The organism is Hylemonella sp. GW821-FHT10B10, from assembly GCF_059415585.1.
Genome location: NZ_JBWKNN010000003.1, coordinates 1 through 18,949 on the forward strand (window position 1 = coordinate 1; position 18,949 = coordinate 18,949).

General features: G+C 62.9%; 19 protein-coding genes and 1 pseudogene. 6 read left to right on the forward strand and 14 right to left on the reverse strand.

Annotated features, from left to right (window positions below; translation table 11 throughout):
* The 9 genes and pseudogenes from AC07NT_RS13535 to AC07NT_RS13575 form a co-directional block, all read right to left on the reverse strand.
* Nucleotides 1–63 (reverse strand): annotated as a pseudogene (locus tag AC07NT_RS13535) (GTP-binding protein); the annotation flags it as partial.
* Between the two features lie 112 nt (nucleotides 64–175).
* Nucleotides 176–2,278: an elongation factor G gene (gene fusA, locus AC07NT_RS13540; RefSeq protein ID WP_498599657.1), complete on the reverse strand. Its 2,103-nt coding sequence runs from the start codon at nucleotides 2,276–2,278 to the stop codon at nucleotides 176–178.
* A gap of 67 nt (nucleotides 2,279–2,345) precedes the next feature.
* Complete coding sequence (gene rpsG, locus AC07NT_RS13545; protein WP_460487757.1) at nucleotides 2,346–2,816, reverse strand: 30S ribosomal protein S7; 471 nt, start codon at nucleotides 2,814–2,816, stop codon at nucleotides 2,346–2,348.
* A gap of 162 nt (nucleotides 2,817–2,978) precedes the next feature.
* The gene (gene rpsL, locus AC07NT_RS13550; protein WP_057674148.1) at nucleotides 2,979–3,356 is read right to left on the reverse strand and encodes a 30S ribosomal protein S12; all 378 of its coding nucleotides are present in this window, start codon (nucleotides 3,354–3,356) and stop codon (nucleotides 2,979–2,981) included.
* Between the two features lie 152 nt (nucleotides 3,357–3,508).
* Nucleotides 3,509–4,687 (reverse strand): D-alanyl-D-alanine carboxypeptidase family protein, encoded by a 1,179-nt coding sequence (locus AC07NT_RS13555; RefSeq protein ID WP_498599654.1) that lies wholly within the window; start codon nucleotides 4,685–4,687, stop codon nucleotides 3,509–3,511.
* The gene (locus AC07NT_RS13560; protein WP_498599652.1) at nucleotides 4,684–5,319 is read right to left on the reverse strand and encodes an alpha/beta hydrolase; all 636 of its coding nucleotides are present in this window, start codon (nucleotides 5,317–5,319) and stop codon (nucleotides 4,684–4,686) included. Before AC07NT_RS13560 ends, AC07NT_RS13555 begins: the two co-directional genes overlap by 4 nt.
* Nucleotides 5,320–5,676 (reverse strand): (2Fe-2S) ferredoxin domain-containing protein, encoded by a 357-nt coding sequence (locus AC07NT_RS13565; protein ID WP_498599650.1) that lies wholly within the window; start codon nucleotides 5,674–5,676, stop codon nucleotides 5,320–5,322.
* Nucleotides 5,673–6,797 (reverse strand): VanZ family protein, encoded by a 1,125-nt coding sequence (locus tag AC07NT_RS13570; protein WP_498599649.1) that lies wholly within the window; start codon nucleotides 6,795–6,797, stop codon nucleotides 5,673–5,675. The genes AC07NT_RS13565 and AC07NT_RS13570 overlap by 4 nt, the downstream gene beginning before the upstream one ends.
* Before the next feature lie 16 nt (nucleotides 6,798–6,813).
* Nucleotides 6,814–7,242 carry a CopD family protein gene (locus AC07NT_RS13575; RefSeq protein WP_498599648.1) on the reverse strand — a complete coding sequence of 143 codons (429 nt, stop codon included), beginning with the start codon at nucleotides 7,240–7,242 and terminating at the stop codon, nucleotides 6,814–6,816.
* A 1,269-nt stretch (nucleotides 7,243–8,511) separates the two neighbouring features.
* Here AC07NT_RS13575 and ltrA point away from each other — a divergent pair.
* From ltrA to AC07NT_RS13590, 3 genes are all read left to right on the forward strand, one after another.
* Nucleotides 8,512–10,212, forward strand: a complete 1,701-nt coding sequence (gene ltrA / locus AC07NT_RS13580; protein WP_498599647.1) for a group II intron reverse transcriptase/maturase — start codon at nucleotides 8,512–8,514, stop codon at nucleotides 10,210–10,212.
* A gap of 110 nt (nucleotides 10,213–10,322) precedes the next feature.
* Complete coding sequence (gene hemB / locus AC07NT_RS13585; protein ID WP_498599645.1) at nucleotides 10,323–11,336, forward strand: porphobilinogen synthase; 1,014 nt, start codon at nucleotides 10,323–10,325, stop codon at nucleotides 11,334–11,336.
* 10 nt (nucleotides 11,337–11,346) lie between these two features.
* The gene (locus tag AC07NT_RS13590; RefSeq protein ID WP_498599643.1) at nucleotides 11,347–12,435 is read left to right on the forward strand and encodes a magnesium transporter CorA family protein; all 1,089 of its coding nucleotides are present in this window, start codon (nucleotides 11,347–11,349) and stop codon (nucleotides 12,433–12,435) included.
* Here the strand turns inward: AC07NT_RS13590 and AC07NT_RS13595 are convergent, their stop codons facing one another.
* The 4 genes from AC07NT_RS13595 to AC07NT_RS13610 are packed head-to-tail and all read right to left on the reverse strand — an operon-like array spanning nucleotide 12,436 to nucleotide 15,312.
* Nucleotides 12,436–13,113 (reverse strand): LON peptidase substrate-binding domain-containing protein, encoded by a 678-nt coding sequence (locus AC07NT_RS13595; RefSeq protein WP_498599642.1) that lies wholly within the window; start codon nucleotides 13,111–13,113, stop codon nucleotides 12,436–12,438.
* A gap of 1 nt (nucleotide 13,114) precedes the next feature.
* A complete protein-coding gene (locus AC07NT_RS13600; protein ID WP_498612072.1) occupies nucleotides 13,115–13,993 on the reverse strand; it encodes an amidohydrolase family protein in 879 nt (292 codons plus the stop codon).
* The gene (locus AC07NT_RS13605; RefSeq protein ID WP_498599638.1) at nucleotides 13,983–14,678 is read right to left on the reverse strand and encodes a dienelactone hydrolase family protein; all 696 of its coding nucleotides are present in this window, start codon (nucleotides 14,676–14,678) and stop codon (nucleotides 13,983–13,985) included. The genes AC07NT_RS13600 and AC07NT_RS13605 overlap by 11 nt, the downstream gene beginning before the upstream one ends.
* A gap of 25 nt (nucleotides 14,679–14,703) precedes the next feature.
* Complete coding sequence (locus tag AC07NT_RS13610) at nucleotides 14,704–15,312, reverse strand: 2-hydroxychromene-2-carboxylate isomerase (RefSeq protein WP_498599637.1); 609 nt, start codon at nucleotides 15,310–15,312, stop codon at nucleotides 14,704–14,706.
* Nucleotides 15,313–15,401: 89 nt separating this feature from the next.
* Here AC07NT_RS13610 and AC07NT_RS13615 point away from each other — a divergent pair, with 89 nt between their 5' ends.
* Genes AC07NT_RS13615 through AC07NT_RS13625 form a run of 3 tightly spaced genes read left to right on the forward strand, consistent with a single transcriptional unit; the run spans nucleotide 15,402 to nucleotide 17,267 of the window.
* Nucleotides 15,402–16,148 carry an SDR family oxidoreductase gene (locus AC07NT_RS13615; protein WP_498599635.1) on the forward strand — a complete coding sequence of 249 codons (747 nt, stop codon included), beginning with the start codon at nucleotides 15,402–15,404 and terminating at the stop codon, nucleotides 16,146–16,148.
* On the forward strand, nucleotides 16,148–16,633 hold the full coding sequence (locus AC07NT_RS13620) for a MaoC family dehydratase (RefSeq protein WP_498599634.1): 486 nt from the start codon (nucleotides 16,148–16,150) through the stop codon (nucleotides 16,631–16,633). Before AC07NT_RS13615 ends, AC07NT_RS13620 begins: the two co-directional genes overlap by 1 nt.
* A gap of 1 nt (nucleotide 16,634) precedes the next feature.
* Nucleotides 16,635–17,267: a MarC family protein gene (locus AC07NT_RS13625; protein ID WP_498599632.1), complete on the forward strand. Its 633-nt coding sequence runs from the start codon at nucleotides 16,635–16,637 to the stop codon at nucleotides 17,265–17,267.
* On the opposite strand, the gene AC07NT_RS13630 is transcribed toward AC07NT_RS13625, so the two are convergent.
* A complete protein-coding gene (locus tag AC07NT_RS13630; RefSeq protein WP_498599631.1) occupies nucleotides 17,264–18,865 on the reverse strand; it encodes a gamma-glutamyltransferase family protein in 1,602 nt (533 codons plus the stop codon). The two genes, AC07NT_RS13625 and AC07NT_RS13630, sit on opposite strands and share 4 nt — an antisense overlap.
* Between the last annotated feature and the right edge of the window lie 84 nt (nucleotides 18,866–18,949).

Genomic DNA, 18,949 nt, shown 5'->3' on the forward strand with positions numbered 1-18,949 from the left:
CACGTGACCAATCGTGCCAACGTTGACGTGCGGCTTGGTCCGCTCAAATTTCTCTTTTGCCATTTTTCAAATCTCCAAAGAACAGGTTCCCGTGTACAGGTTTAATGTCTGCACGGTGTTGCTGGTTCGCCCCGCACGGGAACAGGGCGGCACACCGTCGCAGACAGCTTGAAACTTACTTTGCGCGTGCGGCCACGATGGCTTCAGACACGTTACGGGGAGCTTCAGCGTAGTGCTTGAACTCCATCGTGTACGTGGCACGGCCCTGGGTGGCTGAACGCAGCGTGGTCGAATAACCGAACATTTCGGACAGGGGCACTTCGGCCTTGATGGCCTTGCCGCCACCGACCATGTCTTCCATGCCTTGCACCATGCCGCGACGCGAGGACAGGTCGCCCATCACGGTACCGGCGTAGTCCTCGGGCGTCTCGACTTCCACAGCCATCATGGGCTCCAGAATCACCGGGTTGGCCTTGCGGCAACCTTCCTTGAAACCGAAGATAGCAGCCATCTTGAAGGCGTTTTCGTTCGAGTCCACGTCATGGTAGGAGCCGAAGGTCAGCGTGACCTTGACATCCACCACCGGGAAACCCGCCAGCACACCGGAGTTGATGGCTTCGATCACGCCCTTCTCGACGGCCGGGATGAATTCACGCGGAACCACACCACCCTTGATGGCGTCGACAAACTCAAAGCCCTTGCCGGCCTCGTTCGGCTCGACTGTGAACACGACATGACCGTACTGGCCCTTGCCGCCGGATTGGCGCACGAACTTGCCTTCGACTTCGGTGACCTTCTTGCGGATGGTTTCGCGGTAGGCCACTTGCGGCTTGCCCACGTTGGCTTCCACGCCGAATTCGCGCTTCATGCGATCCACGATGATCTCGAGGTGCAGTTCACCCATGCCGGCAATGATGGTCTGGCCGGACTCTTCGTCGGTCTTGACGCGGAAAGACGGGTCTTCGGCAGCCAGACGCTGCAGGGCGATGCCCATCTTCTCCTGGTCAGCCTTGGTCTTGGGTTCCACGGCCTGCGCAATCACGGGCTCGGGGAACACCATGCGCTCCAGCGTCAGGATGGCATCCGGATCGCACAGGGTTTCACCCGTGGTCACGTCTTTCAGGCCCACGCATGCAGCGATGTCACCGGCGCGGATTTCGTCCACTTCCAGGCGGTTGTTGGCGTGCATCTGCACGATACGGCCGATGCGCTCCTTCTTGCCCTTGATCGGGTTGTAGACCGTGTCGCCCTTGGTCAGCACGCCGGAATAGACGCGCACGAAGGTCAACTGGCCGACAAAGGGGTCGGTCATCAGCTTGAAGGCCAGCGCAGAGAATTTCTCGCTGTCGTCGGCCTTGCGGGAAGTTTCCTTCTCGTCCTCGTCGAGACCGCCCACCGGGGGGATGTCCACCGGCGAAGGCAGGAAGTCGATCACGGCGTCCAGCATGCGCTGCACACCCTTGTTCTTGAAGGCAGTGCCGCACAGCATGGGCTGGATCTCGGCGCCAATCGTGCGGGTACGGATGCCCAGCTTGATTTCGGCTTCGCTCAGGTCGCCTTCCTCAAGGTACTTGTTCATCAGCTCTTCGCTGGCCTCAGCGGCGGCCTCGACCATGCCTTCGCGCCACTTCTTGGCGGACTCCAGCAGTTCAGCGGGGATCTCTTTGTATTCAAACTTCATGCCCTGGGAAGCCTCATCCCAGATGATCGCCTTCATCTTGATCAGGTCGACCACGCCGGTAAAGTTTTCCTCGGCGCCGATCGGGATCACGATCGGCACGGGGCTGGCCTTCAGACGCAGCTTCATCTGGTCATAGACCTTGAAGAAGTTCGCGCCGGTACGGTCCATCTTGTTCACGAAGGCCAGACGCGGCACCTTGTACTTGTTGGCCTGGCGCCAGACAGTCTCAGACTGCGGCTGCACGCCGCCCACGGCGCAGTACACCATGCAGGCACCATCCAGCACGCGCATGGAGCGCTCCACCTCAATGGTGAAGTCCACGTGGCCAGGGGTGTCGATGATGTTGAAGCGGTGCTCGGGATAGGACAGTTCCATGCCCTTCCAGAAACAGGTGGTCGCAGCGGACGTGATCGTGATACCACGCTCCTGCTCCTGCTCCATCCAGTCCATGGTGGCGGCGCCATCATGCACTTCACCAATCTTGTGGTTCACACCGGTGTAGAAAAGAATACGCTCGGTTGTGGTCGTCTTGCCGGCGTCAATGTGAGCGGAAATACCGATATTGCGATATCGCTCAATGGGCGTTTTGCGTGCCATGATGGTCTTTCGTTAAACAGGTAAGGCCCGCTTGTAGCGGGCCTGAACCACTAGATGGGGACGAAGCTTAGAAGCGGAAGTGGCTGAAAGCCTTGTTGGCTTCGGCCATGCGGTGCACCTCATCGCGACGCTTCATGGCGCCGCCACGGCCTTCGGTGGCCTCGATGATTTCGTTGGCCAGACGCAGTGCCATGGACTTCTCGCCACGCTTGCGGGCGGCTTCCTTGATCCAGCGCATGGACAGAGCCAGGCGACGCACCGGGCGCACTTCGACCGGCACCTGGTAGTTGGCACCACCGACGCGGCGGGACTTCACCTCGACCATCGGCTTCACATTGTTGATGGCGACCGTGAACAGCTCCAGCGCATCCTTGCCGGTTTTCTGTCCAATGGTTTCGAGGGCACCGTAAATGATGCGCTCGGCAACCGCCTTCTTGCCGCCTTCCATGATCACGTTCATGAACTTGGAAAGATCGACATTGCCGAACTTGGGATCCGGCAGGATTTCACGTTTAGGGACTTCGCGACGACGTGGCATTTTTTCACCTCATACTGCTTCAGTTGGCATCTTTTCAGACACCGCGAGAGCCATACATAACTCTCACTTACTCGACCCACCCGGACAATTCCGAGCTTCGGGTCACTACGCTCAAACCGTCTGCCTGACGGAACGAGCACCGAAAAACTCAGGCTTGAAAAATCAAGCCTTCTTGGGGCGCTTGGCGCCGTACTTGGAACGCGACTGCTTGCGGTCTTTCACGCCTTGCAGGTCGAGCGAGCCACGCACAATGTGGTAACGCACACCCGGCAGATCCTTGACACGACCACCGCGAACCAGCACCACGCTGTGTTCCTGCAGGTTGTGACCTTCACCGCCGATGTAGGAAATGACTTCGAAACCGTTGGTCAGGCGCACCTTGGCGACCTTACGCAAAGCGGAGTTCGGCTTCTTGGGCGTCGTGGTGTACACACGGGTGCACACGCCGCGGCGCTGCGGAGAGTTCTGCATCGCAGGACTCTTCGACTTGATGGTCTCGACCTCGCGGCCTTGACGCACTAGCTGGTTAATGGTTGGCATTTAAAAACGTCCCTCAACGTTTGATAAAAACGAAAACGTGAAACCCTTCGGAAATTCCGAAAAGCCTTCGAGTGTATCAGGTCGCCCCCTGACTCGCAATCAATCTCTCGGGGAAACGACGGAAGCAAGCACCCTGCAAAGAGTGGAGCACCTCACTGGACCCAGAGCCTGAAGGCGTCCCAGGCCCGGCCAATCAAGCCAGCCTCTTCAACAGATTCCAGCGCAAGCAATGGAATATTTGAGAGTGTGCGCTCGCCTATATAAACCTTCAAGAAGCCGCTGGCCTGGCCTTTCTTGAGCGGCGCGACCAGCGGCTCTGGTCGTGAGGCCTGGGTACGCAACTGGCCCGCCTGTCCTGTTGGTACCGTCACTACCACGGCCTGCGGGCGTCCCAGGCGGATCTGGGCCGACCGCCCTTTCCAGATTGCCGGGGTAAGCACGGGCTGGTCGGCCTCAAACAGCTTGACGGCTTCAAAGGCAGCAAAACCCCAGTTCAGCAGCTTCTGGGTTTCAGTGGCACGCGCGTTTTCGCTGTCGGTGCCCAGCACCACGGCGAGCAGACGCCGGGCACCTGGCGCACCCGCCGGACCCAAATGGGGAAACTCGCGCTGCGCTGTGGCAATCAGGCAGTAACCGGCCGCCTCGGTATGACCGGTCTTGAGGCCATCCACTGAAGGGTCGCGAAACAGCAGCAGGTTGCGGTTGCTGTCGTTGGCCGGTGGGGTACCTTCATAGCGGTACTTGCGGATGGCATGAAAGTGGGTCCGGTCCGGAAAATCACGCAGCAGCCGTGTCGCCAGGCTGGCCAGATCACGCGCCGTGCTCAGCTGGCCGGGCTGGGACAGGCCGGTCGGGTTGAAGAAACGGGTCGCCTTCATCCCCAGGGCCTGGGCCTGCTCGTTCATAAGCTGGACAAAACGCTCCTCGCTGCCCGCCACGCCTTCTGCCAATGCGACGGCGGCGTCATTGCCTGACTGCACCAGCAGCCCCTTGATCAAGTCTTCCACCGGCACCTTCATGCCGGTCTCCAGGAACATGCGCGATCCAGGTTGCCGCTTGGCACGCTCGCTGACCGGCAGCGTCTGCTTCAACTCCAGCCGACCCAGGCGCAATGCATCAAACACCAGGTAGGCCGTCATCAGTTTGGTCAGGGAGGCTGGCTGGACCGGCACGTCGGCCTCCTTGGCCGCCAGTTGCTGGTCGCTGGTCAGGTCCAGCAGCAGATAGGCGCGTGCCGCGATCTCGGGCGGCTGAGGCTGGCCCTGGGCCGAGACGTTGCCCCAGAGCAGCCCACAGGCTGCGGTCAGGAAAACAAGGAGTGTCTTGATCATGGCGCCGCCGTCAGATGACGCACCACGAGGCTTTTGAGCAGGGGCAGTTGCCCGTGGAAAAAATGACTGCCACCAGGCACCACCGTCACCGGCAGCACCTGGGGCCGTGCCCAGTCCATCACGGCTGCCAGGGGCACGGTGTCATCGTGCTCACCGTGGATCACCAGGGTGCTCTCGTGCAGTTCCTGTGGCACCTGGGCCACCTGGAAGCGGCTGGCCGCCGCGCCGACAAACACCAGCTTTTCGATCCGGCGCGCAGGCCACAGGGGAGCCAGTGCCTGGCTCATCACGAAAGAACCAAAGGAAAAACCAGCCAGCGCAAGCAGGCCTTCAGGCGCGCACTGCTGCACCACCGCCAAAAAGTCCTCGGCTTCACCCCGTCCTTCGTCGTGCACACCCTCGGTGGCCCCGACCCCCCGAAAGTTAAACCGCAGAGCCGTCCAGCCACATTGCACAAAGGCGCGCGCCAGCGTTTGCACCACCTTGTTGTCCATGGTGCCGCCAAACAGGGGATGCGGATGGGCGATCAGGGCGGTGCCGCGCGCACTGACGCCGTCGGCAGGCGCGTCACGCAGTGCTTCAATGCGGCCCGCCGGACCGGCCAGCAGCAGGCGCTCAGTCTGGGAATTCACTCAGCGCCCCAGATGCGGTGGTGTCAACAGACGCTCGACCACCTTGCCGTTCTTGAGATGCGATTCGACGATCTCGTCGATATCTGCCAGGTCCACATAGGAATACCAGACTGCTTCCGGGTACACCACCGCCACCGGGCCACCGGCACAGCGGTCCAGGCAGCCGGCGCGGTTCACGCGCACCTTGCCGGGCCCGGCCAGACCGGCCGATTTGACCTGGGACTTGCAGCGTTCGAACGCCGCCTCGGCCTGGTGGTTGGCACAGCAGGACTCACCTGCGGGGCGCTGGTTGAGACAGAAAAAGACATGCCGCTTGTAATAAGTGGCGGGAACCTCGGGGGCGGTGGGGGTGCTCATGCCTGAATTTTAGGGGCAGGCCTGTCCAGGCCGCCCAGACCCCAGACACGGATCAGCACATACAGCAGCACGGCATAGGGCCAAAGCCATCCCAACCACTGAACTACGCCATGAAAGCGAATGAAACGCCCTTGCTCCCAGACCTGCAGGTTGTGAGCAAAGTAGGGGCTGGCCGGCGCCTGGTTGATCAGGACCAGGTACAGGCCCAGGCCCAGCAACAGCAGGGCGGCACAGACCCGGGCGGGAACACGCGACAGCAGCAGAGCGATCACGCCTGCCAGCACCAGGCCGGCCTTCACCGGCAGGCTGAGCCAGGCCCAGGCATGCGCCGGCCCGTAACTCAGGGCGGCCGACAGCAAGGTGGCACCCGTCGCCGCAGCCAGAACAACCAGTACAAAACCAGCGCGGCGAACCCGGGAAGGGATGATGCTGAAGCCCAGCAGGCAGGGGATCAGGGCGCCGAGCAGCACACAGCTCATTTCCACGCCAGGCACCAGCGGCTGCAGCTCGACCGTACGCAGCGGCAACCACTCCAGCAAAGGGGTATCGAGCAGTATTTCGGCCAGGCCAGCCTCTGCCCTCTCAAATACCTGGCCCAGCCCCAGAGGCACGGCGGCCGGGAGCAGCAAGGCCAAGGGCCACAAGGCCAGCAGCACCAGGGCACCACGGGCCTCCGGCACGAACCAGCGCTCCCGGAAGCGCATCCAGCGGTCGAGGGCACCCATCTTCTCCAGCAGTGTCGCCATCACAGCCCCCAGCCAAGCGCCACCCAGGTTCAATAGAAAGTCGATATTGGAGGGTACGCGGGCCGGCAGATAGCCTTGCAGCGTCTCCATCAGCAGGGACAGGCTGCCGGCGCCCAGCGTCGCCAGGCCAACGGCGCGCGCGCCACGCCCGGTACGCAGGGCGCCGAGCGCCAGCAGAAAACCCAGTGGGGCATAGCCCAGCACGTTGGAGAAAAGATCGAAGGCCGTCCAGTAGTGCGGCCAGGGCGCGATCAGGAAGCCCCAGGGCAAAGGCCCTTGGTCGCGCCAGCCCCCAAAGGGATAGAGGCTGGCGTAGACCACCAGCCCCACATAAACCAGGCTCAAGGGCCAGGCGGACGTCTTGTGCACCGACATGGCGCGCCCATCCGGATCAGAACGGCTTGACAACCACCAACACCACGGCGGCCAGCAGCAGCAACACCGGCACCTCGTTGAACCAGCGGTACCAGACATGCCCGCGCTGGTTTTCGCCGCGCCGGAATTTTTTCAGGAGAGCACCACAGGCATGGTGATAGCCCAGCACGAGCACCACCACCACCAGCTTGAGGTGCAGCCAGCCACTGGCCGGGCCCTGGCCTATGCCATAGCCCAGCCAGAGCCACAGGCCGAACCCCAGGGCCGGCACAGCAAGCACCGTCGTGAAGCGCATCAGCTTGCCCGCCATCAGCAGCAAGCGCTCCCGCTCCGCGATCGAGTCAGCCGGCACCAAGGCCAGATTCACGAAGATGCGCGGAAGATAGAACAGGCCGGCAAACCAGCTGGCAACGAAAACAATGTGGAAGGCTTTGACCCAGAGCATGGCCCGAGTTTAGTCGGGCACAGGGCAGGCGGAGCCACAACCGGCACGACTGGTTGCGGCGCAGACAAACTTTGTGCAACAAAGTTAAGCGCAATGTGCCGAAGCCAAAAAAAACCCCGGCCATAAGCCGGGGTTGCAAGCCTTTTTTGCTGTCACACATCAAGGCCCCGCTCAGGGAGGAAAAGCGGGGGGTGGCGAACCACCCAAGCTCTAATCTAACAAAAACGTTAGCCAAAAGCAAGCCGGCGCCCCAAATCTGGGTAGAACGGGCCTTTTTGGCACTTTTACGCACGCATCCGGGTGCCAGCGGAATCGGGCACAATTTTCACCATGGTGCGGCGCTGCCGCTCATTTGGTCCTTGTGACCATCGTATCTAACTCTCGTACGTAACCCGTTTTACCTCGAGAGAACCCTCCTTGTGGGGTCATCACAGAGCACATCGAATTGAATTCGACGTGCATCGAAAACGGCCACAAGCCGTGCTCGAAAACCGGATGGGAACACTCCCAGGGGTGTCCATTCGTTGCTGAAAGACAACAAAAATGCTCGTGAGAGCAAATATTTTTGTTGCGCCTACCGCGTAGCGGAAGGCAGATGTTGATGCGTTCGAGCTGAGAAGCTCAACACGTCTTGTTTCCTTGAAACCACCCCCGGAAGCGGGGTGTCTTGGCCCCTTACTGGGCATGGAGTAATCCGTGCTTGGAGAGCTAGGGATAAACAGCCTGCGCTCGCGCAGAAAACGCCTCGCAAGAGACGTCCACGATCTGAACAGGACTGATCGGGGCTGGCCAAGAAATGGGTACGGGAAATGTAATGTGAATCGTCGTTCGAACCTTCTTGAAAATTGAGTGGCTTACTCCTGCATTCACCCTCACGGGTGAGAGCCACAGCCAAAAGGCACTCGGGCTGGGGTCATGTGTCATGGCTCATGACTCGCTTCTCTAACGCCCGAAGGAGGATAGACGGTCCCTAACCCCTACTGCTGACCGCCAGTCAGCGGGGCGTGTTGGGTAAGGCGATAAGCCCCACTCTCCGCCACCACTCGTGGTGGCAACCCGCAAGGGCCACGGAGGAGGGGGTAGAGGATGCAGTAGGAAGCAAATGCTCTCGTGTAATGCGAGAGATAGGGGGCCATCCCCCGCACGAAAGTGAGCTGACTTGCTGCTGGCGTAACGTGCGTAATGCCGTTGCTTCTTAAGACGACCCGGAGGGTATGAGCCTCCGGGCCCATACCTCACTCCGGGTTCATTCCTAAATCGGAGGAAGGTATGGAAAATGATCGCAAGGTCTCTGCGCCTCCGCACGAGCCGACGGACTGGTTCTCCATCAACTGGAAGCAAGTCCTGATGTTTGTGGGAAAGGCGCAGCGAGTAATTGCGCAGGCTGAGAAAGATCGAGACTATCGACGGGTCAAGCGACTCCAACGTAGTCTTATCCGCTCGTGGCAGGCTAGGGCTCTGGCCGTTAAACGAGTGACCGAAAACCGGGGAAAGCGGACGAGTGGCATCGACCGCGAACTCTGGGACTCGCCTGAGAGTAAATGGACCGCTATATGGCGGTTGAAGACCCAAGGGTACCGTGCACGCCCACTAAAGCGCGCATGGATCCCAAAACCGAATGGTGACGAACGCCCACTGGGTATTCCCACCATGCTGGATCGCGCAATGCAGGCCCTATTCCACTTGGGACTGGACCCTGCTGCGGAGTGTCACGCGGACCCGAATTCATACGGATTCAGGAAAGCGCGCTCGACGCATGATGCGATGTCACAGCTATTCAATGTTCTGTCCGGCGCCAACGGCGCCCAATGGATATTGGATGCGGACATTAAAGGGTTCTTTGACAACATTAATCACGACTGGCTACTCGCCAATGTTCACATGAACAAGCGGGTGCTACGAACGTGGTTGCGGTCTGGTGTAGTGGATAAACGGCAACTCTGGGCGCTGCAGAAAACGGAGAAAGGTACCCCGCAAGGGGGCGTCATCTCCCCTCTGCTGGCTAACCTGACGTTGGACGGTCTTGAACGCGGCCTGAAGGAGCACTTGGTGGCTCTGTACGGTGTGGCGAAGACCCGAAAGCTGAAGGTGCATCTCGTCCGATATGCCGATGACTTCGTCATTACGGGCGCCTCTCCCGAGGTGCTCAACGACACGGTCATGCCATGGGTGACATCCTTCCTAACGGATAGGGGCCTCACTCTGAACGCGACCAAAACGAAAGTTGTCCATGTGGATGAGGGCTTTGACTTCCTGGGCTGGAACTTCCGTAAATACGGAGGGAAACTGCTCATCAAACCAAGCCGGAAGAATGTTAAGGCGTTCTACCGCAAGTTGGAGGAAGAAGTGACCTCATCACTGCATCTACACACCGACGTCATGATCTTGAACCTGAACCGCAAGCTTCGCGGTTGGGCCGAGTACCACAAGGGTGTGGTGGCAAAGCAGGCTTTCACCAAAATGGATCACCGCCTTTACTGGCGGCTCATGCGGTGGGGTCTGCGGCGTCACCCGCGCTGGGACAAGCACAAGGTATTCCGTCATTACTGGACGGATGCCTCTGGTCGCTTTGAATTCAGCGCCGACACCGTGGATCGCTCGGGAGACAAGCTGACAATCCGGCTATACCGCCTGGCAGACACGAAAATTGTCCGCCACAAGAAGGTTCGTGAGGAATACAACCCTTACGACCCGGCTTGGGAGGTATATGGCGAGGAGCTGAGAGTGAACCGGATGGCCGCGAGCCTCTGGGACACGCAACGCGCCTCGCTCTGGCTGGATCAAGGCGGGCTGTGTGCACATTGCGGCACAGCCATCGAGATCGACGACCGTGACATGCATGACCACCACATCATCCCTCTGGGGTTGGGTGGTACGAATGCACTCTCAAACCGGGTGCTCCTGCACACGGTTTGCCACAGGCAGGTCCACATCCTCGGGGTGATGGTTACCAAGCCGGCCCGCGTATGACGGGTTACTGCCGGTGACGTCAGGAAACTGACCCACCGGGTGTTACGTTGAAGCCGTGCGCGGGGAAACTCGCACACACGGTTTTTAGGGGGGGATATAGTAGTAATACTATGTCCCTACCCTCCACACCCTATGCCCCCTACCCCATGGGCCGACCGCGTCGGTTGCGCCGCGACGAGTTCACCCGCAACCTGGTACGCGAGCACGCACTCAGCGTCAATGACCTGATTTATCCGGTATTCGTCCTCGACGGCCAGAGCCGCCGTGAAGCCGTAGCCTCCATGCCCGGCGTGGAGCGTCTGAGCCTGGACCTGCTGCTGCCGCTGGCCGAAGAGTGCGTCAAGCTGGGCATCCCGGCTATCGCCCTGTTCCCCGTGATTGACAGCAAGCTCAAGAGCCTGGACGGCAAGGAAGCCTGCAACCCCGAGGGCCTGGTTCCCCGCGTGGTACGCGGCCTGAAAGAGCGTTTCCCCGAACTCGGGATCATGACGGACGTGGCCCTGGACCCCTACACCAGCCACGGCCAGGACGGCGTGCTCGACCCGAGCGGCTACATCCTGAACGATGAAACGGTGGCCATCCTGGAAAAGCAGGCCCTGACGCAGGCGCAAGCCGGTGTGGACATCGTGGCGCCCAGCGACATGATGGACGGGCGCATTGGCGCCATCCGCAGCGTGCTCGAGGCCAACCGTCTGGTGCACACACGCATCATGGCCTACAGCGCCAAATACGCCAGCGCCTTCTACGGCCCCTTCCGCGACGCCGTGGGATCCGCTGCCAACCTGGGCAAGAGCAACAAGAAGGTCTACCAGATGGACCCGGGCAACACGGACGAGGCCATCCGCGAGGTGGCCATGGACATCGCCGAAGGTGCAGACATGGTGATGGTCAAGCCCGGCATGCCTTACCTGGACGTGGTGCGCCGCGTGAAGGACGAGTTCCGCGTACCGACCTTCGCCTACCAGGTCTCTGGTGAATACGCCATGCTCAAAGCCGCTGCACAGAACGGCTGGCTGGACCACGATGCGGTGATGATGGAAAGCCTGCTGGGCTTCAAGCGTGCTGGCGCCGATGGGGTGTTGACTTATTTCGCCGTGGCGGCAGCGCGCCTTCTGAAGCGCTGAGCACGCCAGCATGCGCGTCTTCAGCATCAGTCCCGGCGGTGTCAGCGAAAGCAGCGCACCGCCCCAGCAGCTGCCTCCGCTGGGTCATGTCTGGATCGCCTGCACACGCCAGGAGTTCGAAACCGGCTGGTCCCAGCTGCAGGCTACGCTGCAGACCCTGTGCGGCCTGCAGCTGGTGGACCTGCACGTCTCGGACCTGCTCAACGCGCAACTGCCTTCGCATTTCGACTACACCTCGCAATACGACCTGCTGGTCTTTCGCCGCCTGGCCACCGGGGCCCCGCACCACGGGGAGCCGGCCGCCACCAAGCGCGGTGGCCCACCCATCCTGCGACACATCGACACCAGCCCCGTGGGCTTTGCGGTCTTCGAACGGGTGCTGCTCTCGGTCCATCCAGCCGATTGCGCGGCGCGCGATGCCTATGCTTCCCGGCTGCTACAGGTCGTCTCGAACGACGTGCGCACCGCCAGCAGCCGCCTGCCCGCCTCCCCGGCCGACCTGATGCTGCGCATCGTCAACCAGATGGTCGACGGCTTTCTGGAACTGCGACGCGAACTCACACGCCAGCTCGACCATTGGCAGACCGAGTTGCTCAACCCACGCACGCGTTTCAACAATTGGGCAGCCCTGCTGAACACACGGCTGGCCTTGCACCAGCTCGACGAAATCTGCGAAGACCAACGGTCGGCCGTGCAGGACTGGATCGAATCCGTCAAGACCTGGCCCGAGGCCGACACGCCCGCAACGCAGCGCGACCGTGACCTGCTGCTGGTGCGCAGCCGCGACCTGCTGGAGCACATCGAGCGTGTGGTGCACCATGTGCGCCGGCTGGAACAGAGCGTGGAGACCGCCGTGCAGATCCACTTCAACGCCCAGAGCAACCGCACCAACGACATCATGCGTACGCTCACGGTGCTGACCGCCATCTTCCTTCCGCTGAACCTGATTGCCGGCATCTTCGGCATGAACTTCGAGTTCATCCCGCTGATCCACAACGACGAAGGTTTCTGGTGGGCCATGGGGTCGATGGGCTTGACCGCCGTGGCCCTGGTCCTGCTGTTCTGGCGCAAGCGCTACCTGGAGCGCAGCGGGCGCTAGCTAGTTCGGCCCTGGGCCGGCCCCGGCCTCCGGTCCGGTGCCGATCTTCAGATGCACCAGCAGGTCGGCCACCAGTTCCAGCCTGAACAGAGGGCTGTCCACCGCCAGGAACTGCTGCTTGAGCTGGGGACTCACCGGCAGGATGTCGCACCAGCGGTTCGCCAGCCAGCCGCAGTCGTCCCACTGCAGCGGCGGCTGGATAGGCAGCTCGTCGCTGGACTTGGCCTGCGTCTGCATGTGCTGCAACAGGCGTTCCAGGCCGACGCGGACGTGGGCGAGGTCCGCTGGCACCGGCAACGGCGTGTCCTCCTCCAGGTACTCAGCCTCGCCGGTCCATAGGCCGTGTTTCAGTTGCTCGCTGCGCAAGAGGCGAAAGCGCCGTCCTCCGCGGCAGCGGATCAACATCAGCCCCGGCTGTGGTCGCTCGAAAGAGGTGATGTGCGCCATCGTGCCGACGAGATGAAACACCTCAGGCCCGAACGCTGCGTCGCCGGCACGCGGCGGCTGCTTCACCTCGCTGCCACTGCTGAGGCAGACGACACCGAAAGGGGCACCCTCCTTCTGGCAGCGCTGGATCAGGTCCAGGTAGCGCACCTCGAAGATGCGCAGGGGCAGCAGCCCGCCGGGAAACAGCACGGTCTGCAGGGGGAACAATGGCAAGGGAAAGGTGGCGCTCATCTCAGGGTCGGCTCAGCTGGAACAGGCTCGCTCCGTTGTCCCAGGCGATGCGGCGCGCCACGTCAGGAGGCAGCTCGCCCAGCCAGCGCCGGTAAGCGCGCATCAGCTCGTCGTACTGCTGCCAGCGCTGGTTGACCCAGGTGTCCGAGCCGAGCAGAAAGCGATCCGGGTATTTCAGCAGCAGCGCGCGCCATTCGGGGCACAGGCTGCCCTCGCCACAGGTCAGTCCGGGCCGGTAGGACAACTCACCCATCAGCCCGGGGTATTTGTCCAGCAAGGCCTGCACACGTGTGACCGGCGCGCCGCCGATCCCGGTGTGGGCCCAGATCAGGCGCGCGCCGGGCGCATGGGCCATCAGCAGGTCGATGGCCACGTCGTCCACATGGGCCAGCACGGCCAGTTGGTTCTGCGCGGCAAACTGCATCAGCTTCTTTGCCACCGGGCCGTTGGCATTGGCGCTGTCGTACAGATGGAATTCACCGATGCCGCGGTAGGGACCGGCCGCCGTGCCGCGCGCAAACTCGGTCTGCACCATGGTGTAGATGCTCTCGTCACGAAACCAGTTGTCGTAATCGGCCCGGTTGCGATACAGGCGGATGAAAGGCACCACCGTCACGCCAGCGGCGCGGGTCTGCGCCTGGGCCCCGGCCAGAGTCTTGGTGCCGTCATTGGGCCGGCTGTTGGCGACGATGGCCCGCACGCCGTTGCGCTGCATGCGGGCCAGCACGTCCGCCAACGGGTGCGGGCCTTCATAAGCTTCAACGTTGTAGTGCAGGTGGGCATCCAGCAGGGGGCCGTTGTAATCGGCGGCCTGCGCAAGGCCTGCCGTCGCCAGCAACAAGATCCAGGCCGGGAAGCGCCTCAAGGTTTCAGCCCACATGTTTGGCGAAGAAGGCCAGGGTGCGCTCACGGGCCAGAGCGGCGGCGGTGGCGTCATAAGCACCACGATGGTCGCAATTGAAGCCGTGGTTGGCCGCGTAAACATGCACCTCAACGTCCGGGTGGGCTTTCTGGAAAGCCGCCACCCCCTCCAGCGGTATCCAGTGGTCTTTCTCACCGAAGTGCGCCAGCACCGGCACCTTGGGCGTGCGCGCAATCTCGGCCTCGGTGGTGACACCGCCACCGTAATAGGGCACGGCCGCGCTCACACCTTTCAGCAGGCAGGCCGTGCGCCAGGTCAGCAAGCCGCCCCAGCAGTAGCCCACCACACCGACCTTGCCGGCCTGGGCTGCATGGTGGATGGCTGCCTGGATGTCCTGCAGCACACCCGAGGTCGTCGGGTTCATGCCCAGGGCCTCGACCGTGGCCTTGAGCGCCTGGCCCGCACTCATGTCGTCGGGTGTATAGCGCAATTCGACGCCAGGCTTGCTGCGATGGAAGGTGGCGGGCGCCACCGCCAGATAACCCGCGGCCGCATAACCGTCGGTCACGGCACGGATATGGGCGTTGACGCCGAAGATCTCCTGCAGCACCACCACACCGCCACGCGGCTTGCCTGCCGGTTGCGCCACATAGGCGGGAAAGGTGAAGCCGTCGGTGGCTTTGAGGTCGATGAACTGTCCCATGCTTGGCATCTCCAAGTGTGTCGTTTCAGAGGGTGACGCCGAGCTTGCGCGCCACGAAGTCGAGTCGGTCCTGGCCCCAGAAAATTTCGCCGTCGATGACGTAGCTGGGGGCCCCGAAGACGCCGGCAGCAATGGCCTGCTGGGTGTAAGCCTCGTACCGCTCGCGCACTTCTTGGCTGTCCGCCTGCGTCAGCCGCTTCGTGTCCAGGCCGCATTCGGCGAGCAATTCGGCCAGCACCTTGTCGTCGCCTATATTGCGCTCCTGCGCCCAGACGGCGGACAACACGGCACCGGTGATCTTCATGGCGGCTTCGCTGCCGTCGTGCAGATCCACGGCAATGATCAGGCAGGCCGCGTCATCACCGCCAACCGGGAAGTATTTGGGCTGCGGATGCATGGGTATCTTCAGATGCTCACTGAAACGCCGGATTTCCAGCAGCCGGTAAGCCTGGCGCTGCGGTGCGCGCTTCGCCAGGGGCAGACCGCCGGAAGTCGGGAAGACCTTGCCGCCCAGGTCCACGGGCAACACGCGGACGTTGACACCCGCGGCCTGCGCCATGGCTGCGAAACGTGCATGGCCCAGATAGGTCCAGGGGCTTTGCGGAGCGAAGTAATAGTCCACCATGCGGCTCATCGTGTCTCCTCTTGCGTGACTAGGGCCTGTTCACACTCATTTCTGCGGCAATGGTATCTTGTCGTCATCACACCTGCAGGAGCTGGGATTTGGACAAGGTTCTACTGGTCACCGGGGGCGGTCGCGGCATCGGTGCCGCCACGGCATTGTTGGCCGCGCAACGGGGTTATGCCGTCGCCGTCAACTACACGGCCAACTCGCTGGCCGCCGACGAGGTGGTGCGGCAGATCCGCGCCGGCGGTGGCACGGCCATGGCGGTGCGCGCCGATGTGGCCGATGAGGCCCAGGTGCTGGCCATGTTCGGACAGGTCGACGCCAAGATGGGCCGCCTGAGCGCCCTGGTCAACAACGCCGGCGTGGTGGACACCACGCAACGCGTGGACGAGCAGAGCCTGGCACGCTGGCAACGCATGTTCGGCATCAATGTCTACGGCACCATGCTGTGCGCGCGCGAGGCCGTGCGCCGCATGAGCACGCGCCATGGCGGCAGTGGCGGCGCCATTGTCAACGTCGGCAGCGTGGCCTCCATCCACGGCGCGGCCGGGCAGTATGTGGACTACGCGGCCGCCAAGGGCGCCGTGGATGTCTTCACGCTCGGGCTGGCACGCGAAGTCGCTGCCGAGGGCATCCGGGTCAATGCAGTACGCCCCGGCATCGTCGATACCGAAATCCACGCCAGCGGCGGCCAGCCCGGCCGCGCGCAGCGCCTGGCGCCCCAGATCCCCCTGCAACGCCCCGGTACAGCGCAGGAAATCGCCAATGCCATCGTCTGGCTGCTTTCGGATGAGGCCAGCTACGCGACCGGCTCCCTGATGGACGTGACCGGAGGACGCTGATGACCACCAAAACCTTCAAGTACTACTGGGAAGATCTGGCCGTGGGCAGCACGCGCGAGCTGGGCAGCGTGAGCCCGACGCGCGAACAGATCCTGGACTTCGCACGCCAGTTCGACCCTCAGCCCTTCCACCTGGACGAAGCCGCCGCCCAAGCCTCGGTGTTCGGCGGGCTGTGCGCCAGCGGCTGGCACACCTGTGCCATGGCCATGCGCCTGATGGTGGACAACTTCCTCTCCGACGCGGCGGCCCTGGGCTCGCCAGGACTGGAGAGCCTGAAGTGGACCAAGCCCGTTTTCCCCGGTGATGTGCTGAGCCTGCGCCATATCGTGGTGGACAGTCGCCCCATGAACAGCCGGCCCGACGTAGGTCTGGTGCGCACGGTCTGGGAAATGCACAACCAGCAGGGTGACAAGGTGCTGCACATGGAGGGCTGGGGCATGTTCCGCCGGCGCACACCGGCCGCAGCGTCGGCTACCAAGGACTGAGATGGACTTCAAGCCTCTGGTCACCCTGCTGGCCATCGTCAACCCGCTGGCCATCGTGCCCTTTTTCATCCACTACACCCAGGGTTTCACGCGCGAGCAACGCCTGCGTACGATCTGGATCTCCTCGCTGAGCGCGTTTGCGGTGATCGCCATCAGCGCCCTGCTGGGCCTGCAGATCCTGGCCTTCTTCGGCATATCGCTGGCCAGCTTCCAGGTGGGCGGCGGCATGCTGCTGCTGACCTCGGCCCTGGCCATGCTCAATGCGCAACCGGCCGAAGCCAAATCGAACGCCGAGGAAATGCAGAGTGCTGCCGAACGCTCGGCCGCGCGCGCCAGCATCGCCGTGGTGCCCCTGACCATCCCGCTGCTGACCGGACCAGCCACCATGTCCACCGTGGTGATCTACGCCGACAAGGCCCGCGACCTGCTGCAGCTGGGCGCCCTGGTGGGCTACGGCGTGGTGGTGGCGCTGGCTACAGCCCTGTGCTTCGGCCTGGCCGAACCGATCGCGCGCGTGCTGGGCAAGACCGGCATCAACGTGATGACGCGGCTCATGGGCCTGATCCTCGCGGCCCTGGCGGTGGAGGTGATGTCCGACGGCCTGATCAAGCTGTTCCCTGCCCTCGGTCGCTAATAAGAAGCGACTGCGCCATTGGAGCGGGGGTCGTAGCCGCCCTCCAACACACCATTGGGGTGGCGCCGCAACATGCCGGCGTGACCCACCCCCTCGTCCCAGGCACCGATCGTTTCCACCTCGTGGCCCATGGCGCGCAGCTGCGCCACCACCGCGGGGTCGAAACGGCTCTCGAGCTTGAGCGAGTCGCTGGACTGGCCCCAGGTACGGCCCAGCAACCAGCGCGGCCGCTCGATGGCCTGCTGCGGATGGTCACCAAAGCGCATGACGCGGTTGAAGATGGTGGCCTGGGTCTGCGGCTGGCCGTCGCCGCCCATGGTGCCGTAGACCATGGTGCCCCCATCGGCCAACTGGGCCATGGCGGGGTTGAGCGTGTGGAAGGGCTTCTTGCGCGGCGCCAGCGTGTTCACGTGTGCCGGGTCCAGCGAGAAGCTGCAACCGCGGTTCTGCCAGTTCACGCCGCTGGTGGGCAGCACCACGCCCGAACCGAACTCATGGTAGATGCTCTGGATGAAAGAAACCGCAATGCCGTTCTTGTCGATCACACCCATCCAGATGGTGTCGCCCGGCTTGGCCGTCTTGCCCCAGGGCAACGCTGTGTCGGGCTTGAACTCGCGCGCCAGTTCATTGATGCGAGCCGACGTCAGCAGTTCGGCCGGTGGCAGGGTCATGAAGTCGGGGTCGGTCAGGTAGCGGTCACGCACGCGGAAGGCCAGCTTGGTGGCCTCCACCTGTGCGTGAATGAAGGCGGCACTTTCCGGCCCCTGCTGCCAGGCCGGAAAGCGCTCCATCAGCGCCAGGATCAGCAAGGACACCAGGCCCTGCGAAGGCGGCACCATGTTGTGCAGCTGCGCGCCCCCCACGGGCACGGTCAGCGGATCGACCAGCTTGGCCTGGTGCGCCTGCAGGTCGGCCAAAGTCAGCGGGCTGCCCACGGCCGCCAGTTCGGCGGCCATCTGCTTCGCGAGCGCGCCGCGGTAGTACTCGTCCGTGCCCTTGCGGGCGATCAGCGCCAGGGTGGCCGCCAGCCGGGACTGCTTGAACAACTCGCCTTCCTGGGGAACCTGACCCTGCGTGAGGAAAGTCTGCGCAAAACCCGGGCGATCCTTGAGTTCGGCCAGCTTGGCCTGCGTGAGGCTGGCCTGGCTGCGCGTGACGGGGATGCCCTCGCGCGCGAGAAAGATCGCGTCGTCGAGCAGGCGGGACAGCGGCAAGCGCCCACCAAGAGATTGTGAGGACAGCTGCTGCGCCGCGCCCCAGCCCGAGATCGTGCCGGCCACGGTCAGCGCAGCCGTGCCACCGCGAAACGGGATGCTGCCCGTGATGCCCTGGGCCGCATACCATTCGCGGCTCGCGGCGGCGGCACTGCGGCCACTGGCATCGATGCCACCAGGGCGCTTGCCCGGGCCATTGATGACCCAGAAGCTGTCGCCACCGATGGAGTTCATGTGCGGATAGACCACGGCGATGGTGGCTGCGGCGGCGATCATCGCCTCCAGCGCATTGCCGCCCTCGCGCAACACGGACACAGCCGACTCTGCGGCCAGGGAATGGGGCGCCACCGCGATACCGCGGCGGCCGTAGACGGACTGGGACATCAGAACTCCAAACAGAAGAAGCGGACGCACAAACGAAGATGGCGCCACCCACAGGTGACGCCATGCTACCGCGTCGCAGGCCCG

Bases quoted from the DNA above. Each gene is read 5' to 3' on its own strand.
- AC07NT_RS13565 (WP_498599650.1), bottom strand. From the start codon at position 5,676: ATGAGCACCCCCACCGCCCCCGAGGTTCCCGCCACTTATTACAAGCGG.
- AC07NT_RS13610 (WP_498599637.1), bottom strand. From the start codon at position 15,312: ATGAGCCGCATGGTGGACTATTACTTCGCTCCGCAAAGCCCCTGGACC.
- AC07NT_RS13625 (WP_498599632.1), top strand. From the start codon at position 16,635: ATGGACTTCAAGCCTCTGGTCACCCTGCTGGCCATCGTCAACCCGCTG.
- AC07NT_RS13590 (WP_498599643.1), top strand. From the start codon at position 11,347: ATGCGCGTCTTCAGCATCAGTCCCGGCGGTGTCAGCGAAAGCAGCGCA.
- rpsL (WP_057674148.1), bottom strand. From the start codon at position 3,356: ATGCCAACCATTAACCAGCTAGTGCGTCAAGGCCGCGAGGTCGAGACC.
- AC07NT_RS13605 (WP_498599638.1), bottom strand. From the start codon at position 14,678: ATGGGACAGTTCATCGACCTCAAAGCCACCGACGGCTTCACCTTTCCC.
- AC07NT_RS13570 (WP_498599649.1), bottom strand. From the start codon at position 6,797: ATGTCGGTGCACAAGACGTCCGCCTGGCCCTTGAGCCTGGTTTATGTG.
- AC07NT_RS13620 (WP_498599634.1), top strand. From the start codon at position 16,148: ATGACCACCAAAACCTTCAAGTACTACTGGGAAGATCTGGCCGTGGGC.
- fusA (WP_498599657.1), bottom strand. From the start codon at position 2,278: ATGGCACGCAAAACGCCCATTGAGCGATATCGCAATATCGGTATTTCC.
- ltrA (WP_498599647.1), top strand. From the start codon at position 8,512: ATGGAAAATGATCGCAAGGTCTCTGCGCCTCCGCACGAGCCGACGGAC.
- AC07NT_RS13630 (WP_498599631.1), bottom strand. From the start codon at position 18,865: ATGTCCCAGTCCGTCTACGGCCGCCGCGGTATCGCGGTGGCGCCCCAT.
- AC07NT_RS13555 (WP_498599654.1), bottom strand. From the start codon at position 4,687: ATGATCAAGACACTCCTTGTTTTCCTGACCGCAGCCTGTGGGCTGCTC.
- AC07NT_RS13575 (WP_498599648.1), bottom strand. From the start codon at position 7,242: ATGCTCTGGGTCAAAGCCTTCCACATTGTTTTCGTTGCCAGCTGGTTT.
- AC07NT_RS13600 (WP_498612072.1), bottom strand. From the start codon at position 13,993: ATGTGGGCTGAAACCTTGAGGCGCTTCCCGGCCTGGATCTTGTTGCTG.
- AC07NT_RS13595 (WP_498599642.1), bottom strand. From the start codon at position 13,113: ATGAGCGCCACCTTTCCCTTGCCATTGTTCCCCCTGCAGACCGTGCTG.
- rpsG (WP_460487757.1), bottom strand. From the start codon at position 2,816: ATGCCACGTCGTCGCGAAGTCCCTAAACGTGAAATCCTGCCGGATCCC.
- hemB (WP_498599645.1), top strand. From the start codon at position 10,323: ATGTCCCTACCCTCCACACCCTATGCCCCCTACCCCATGGGCCGACCG.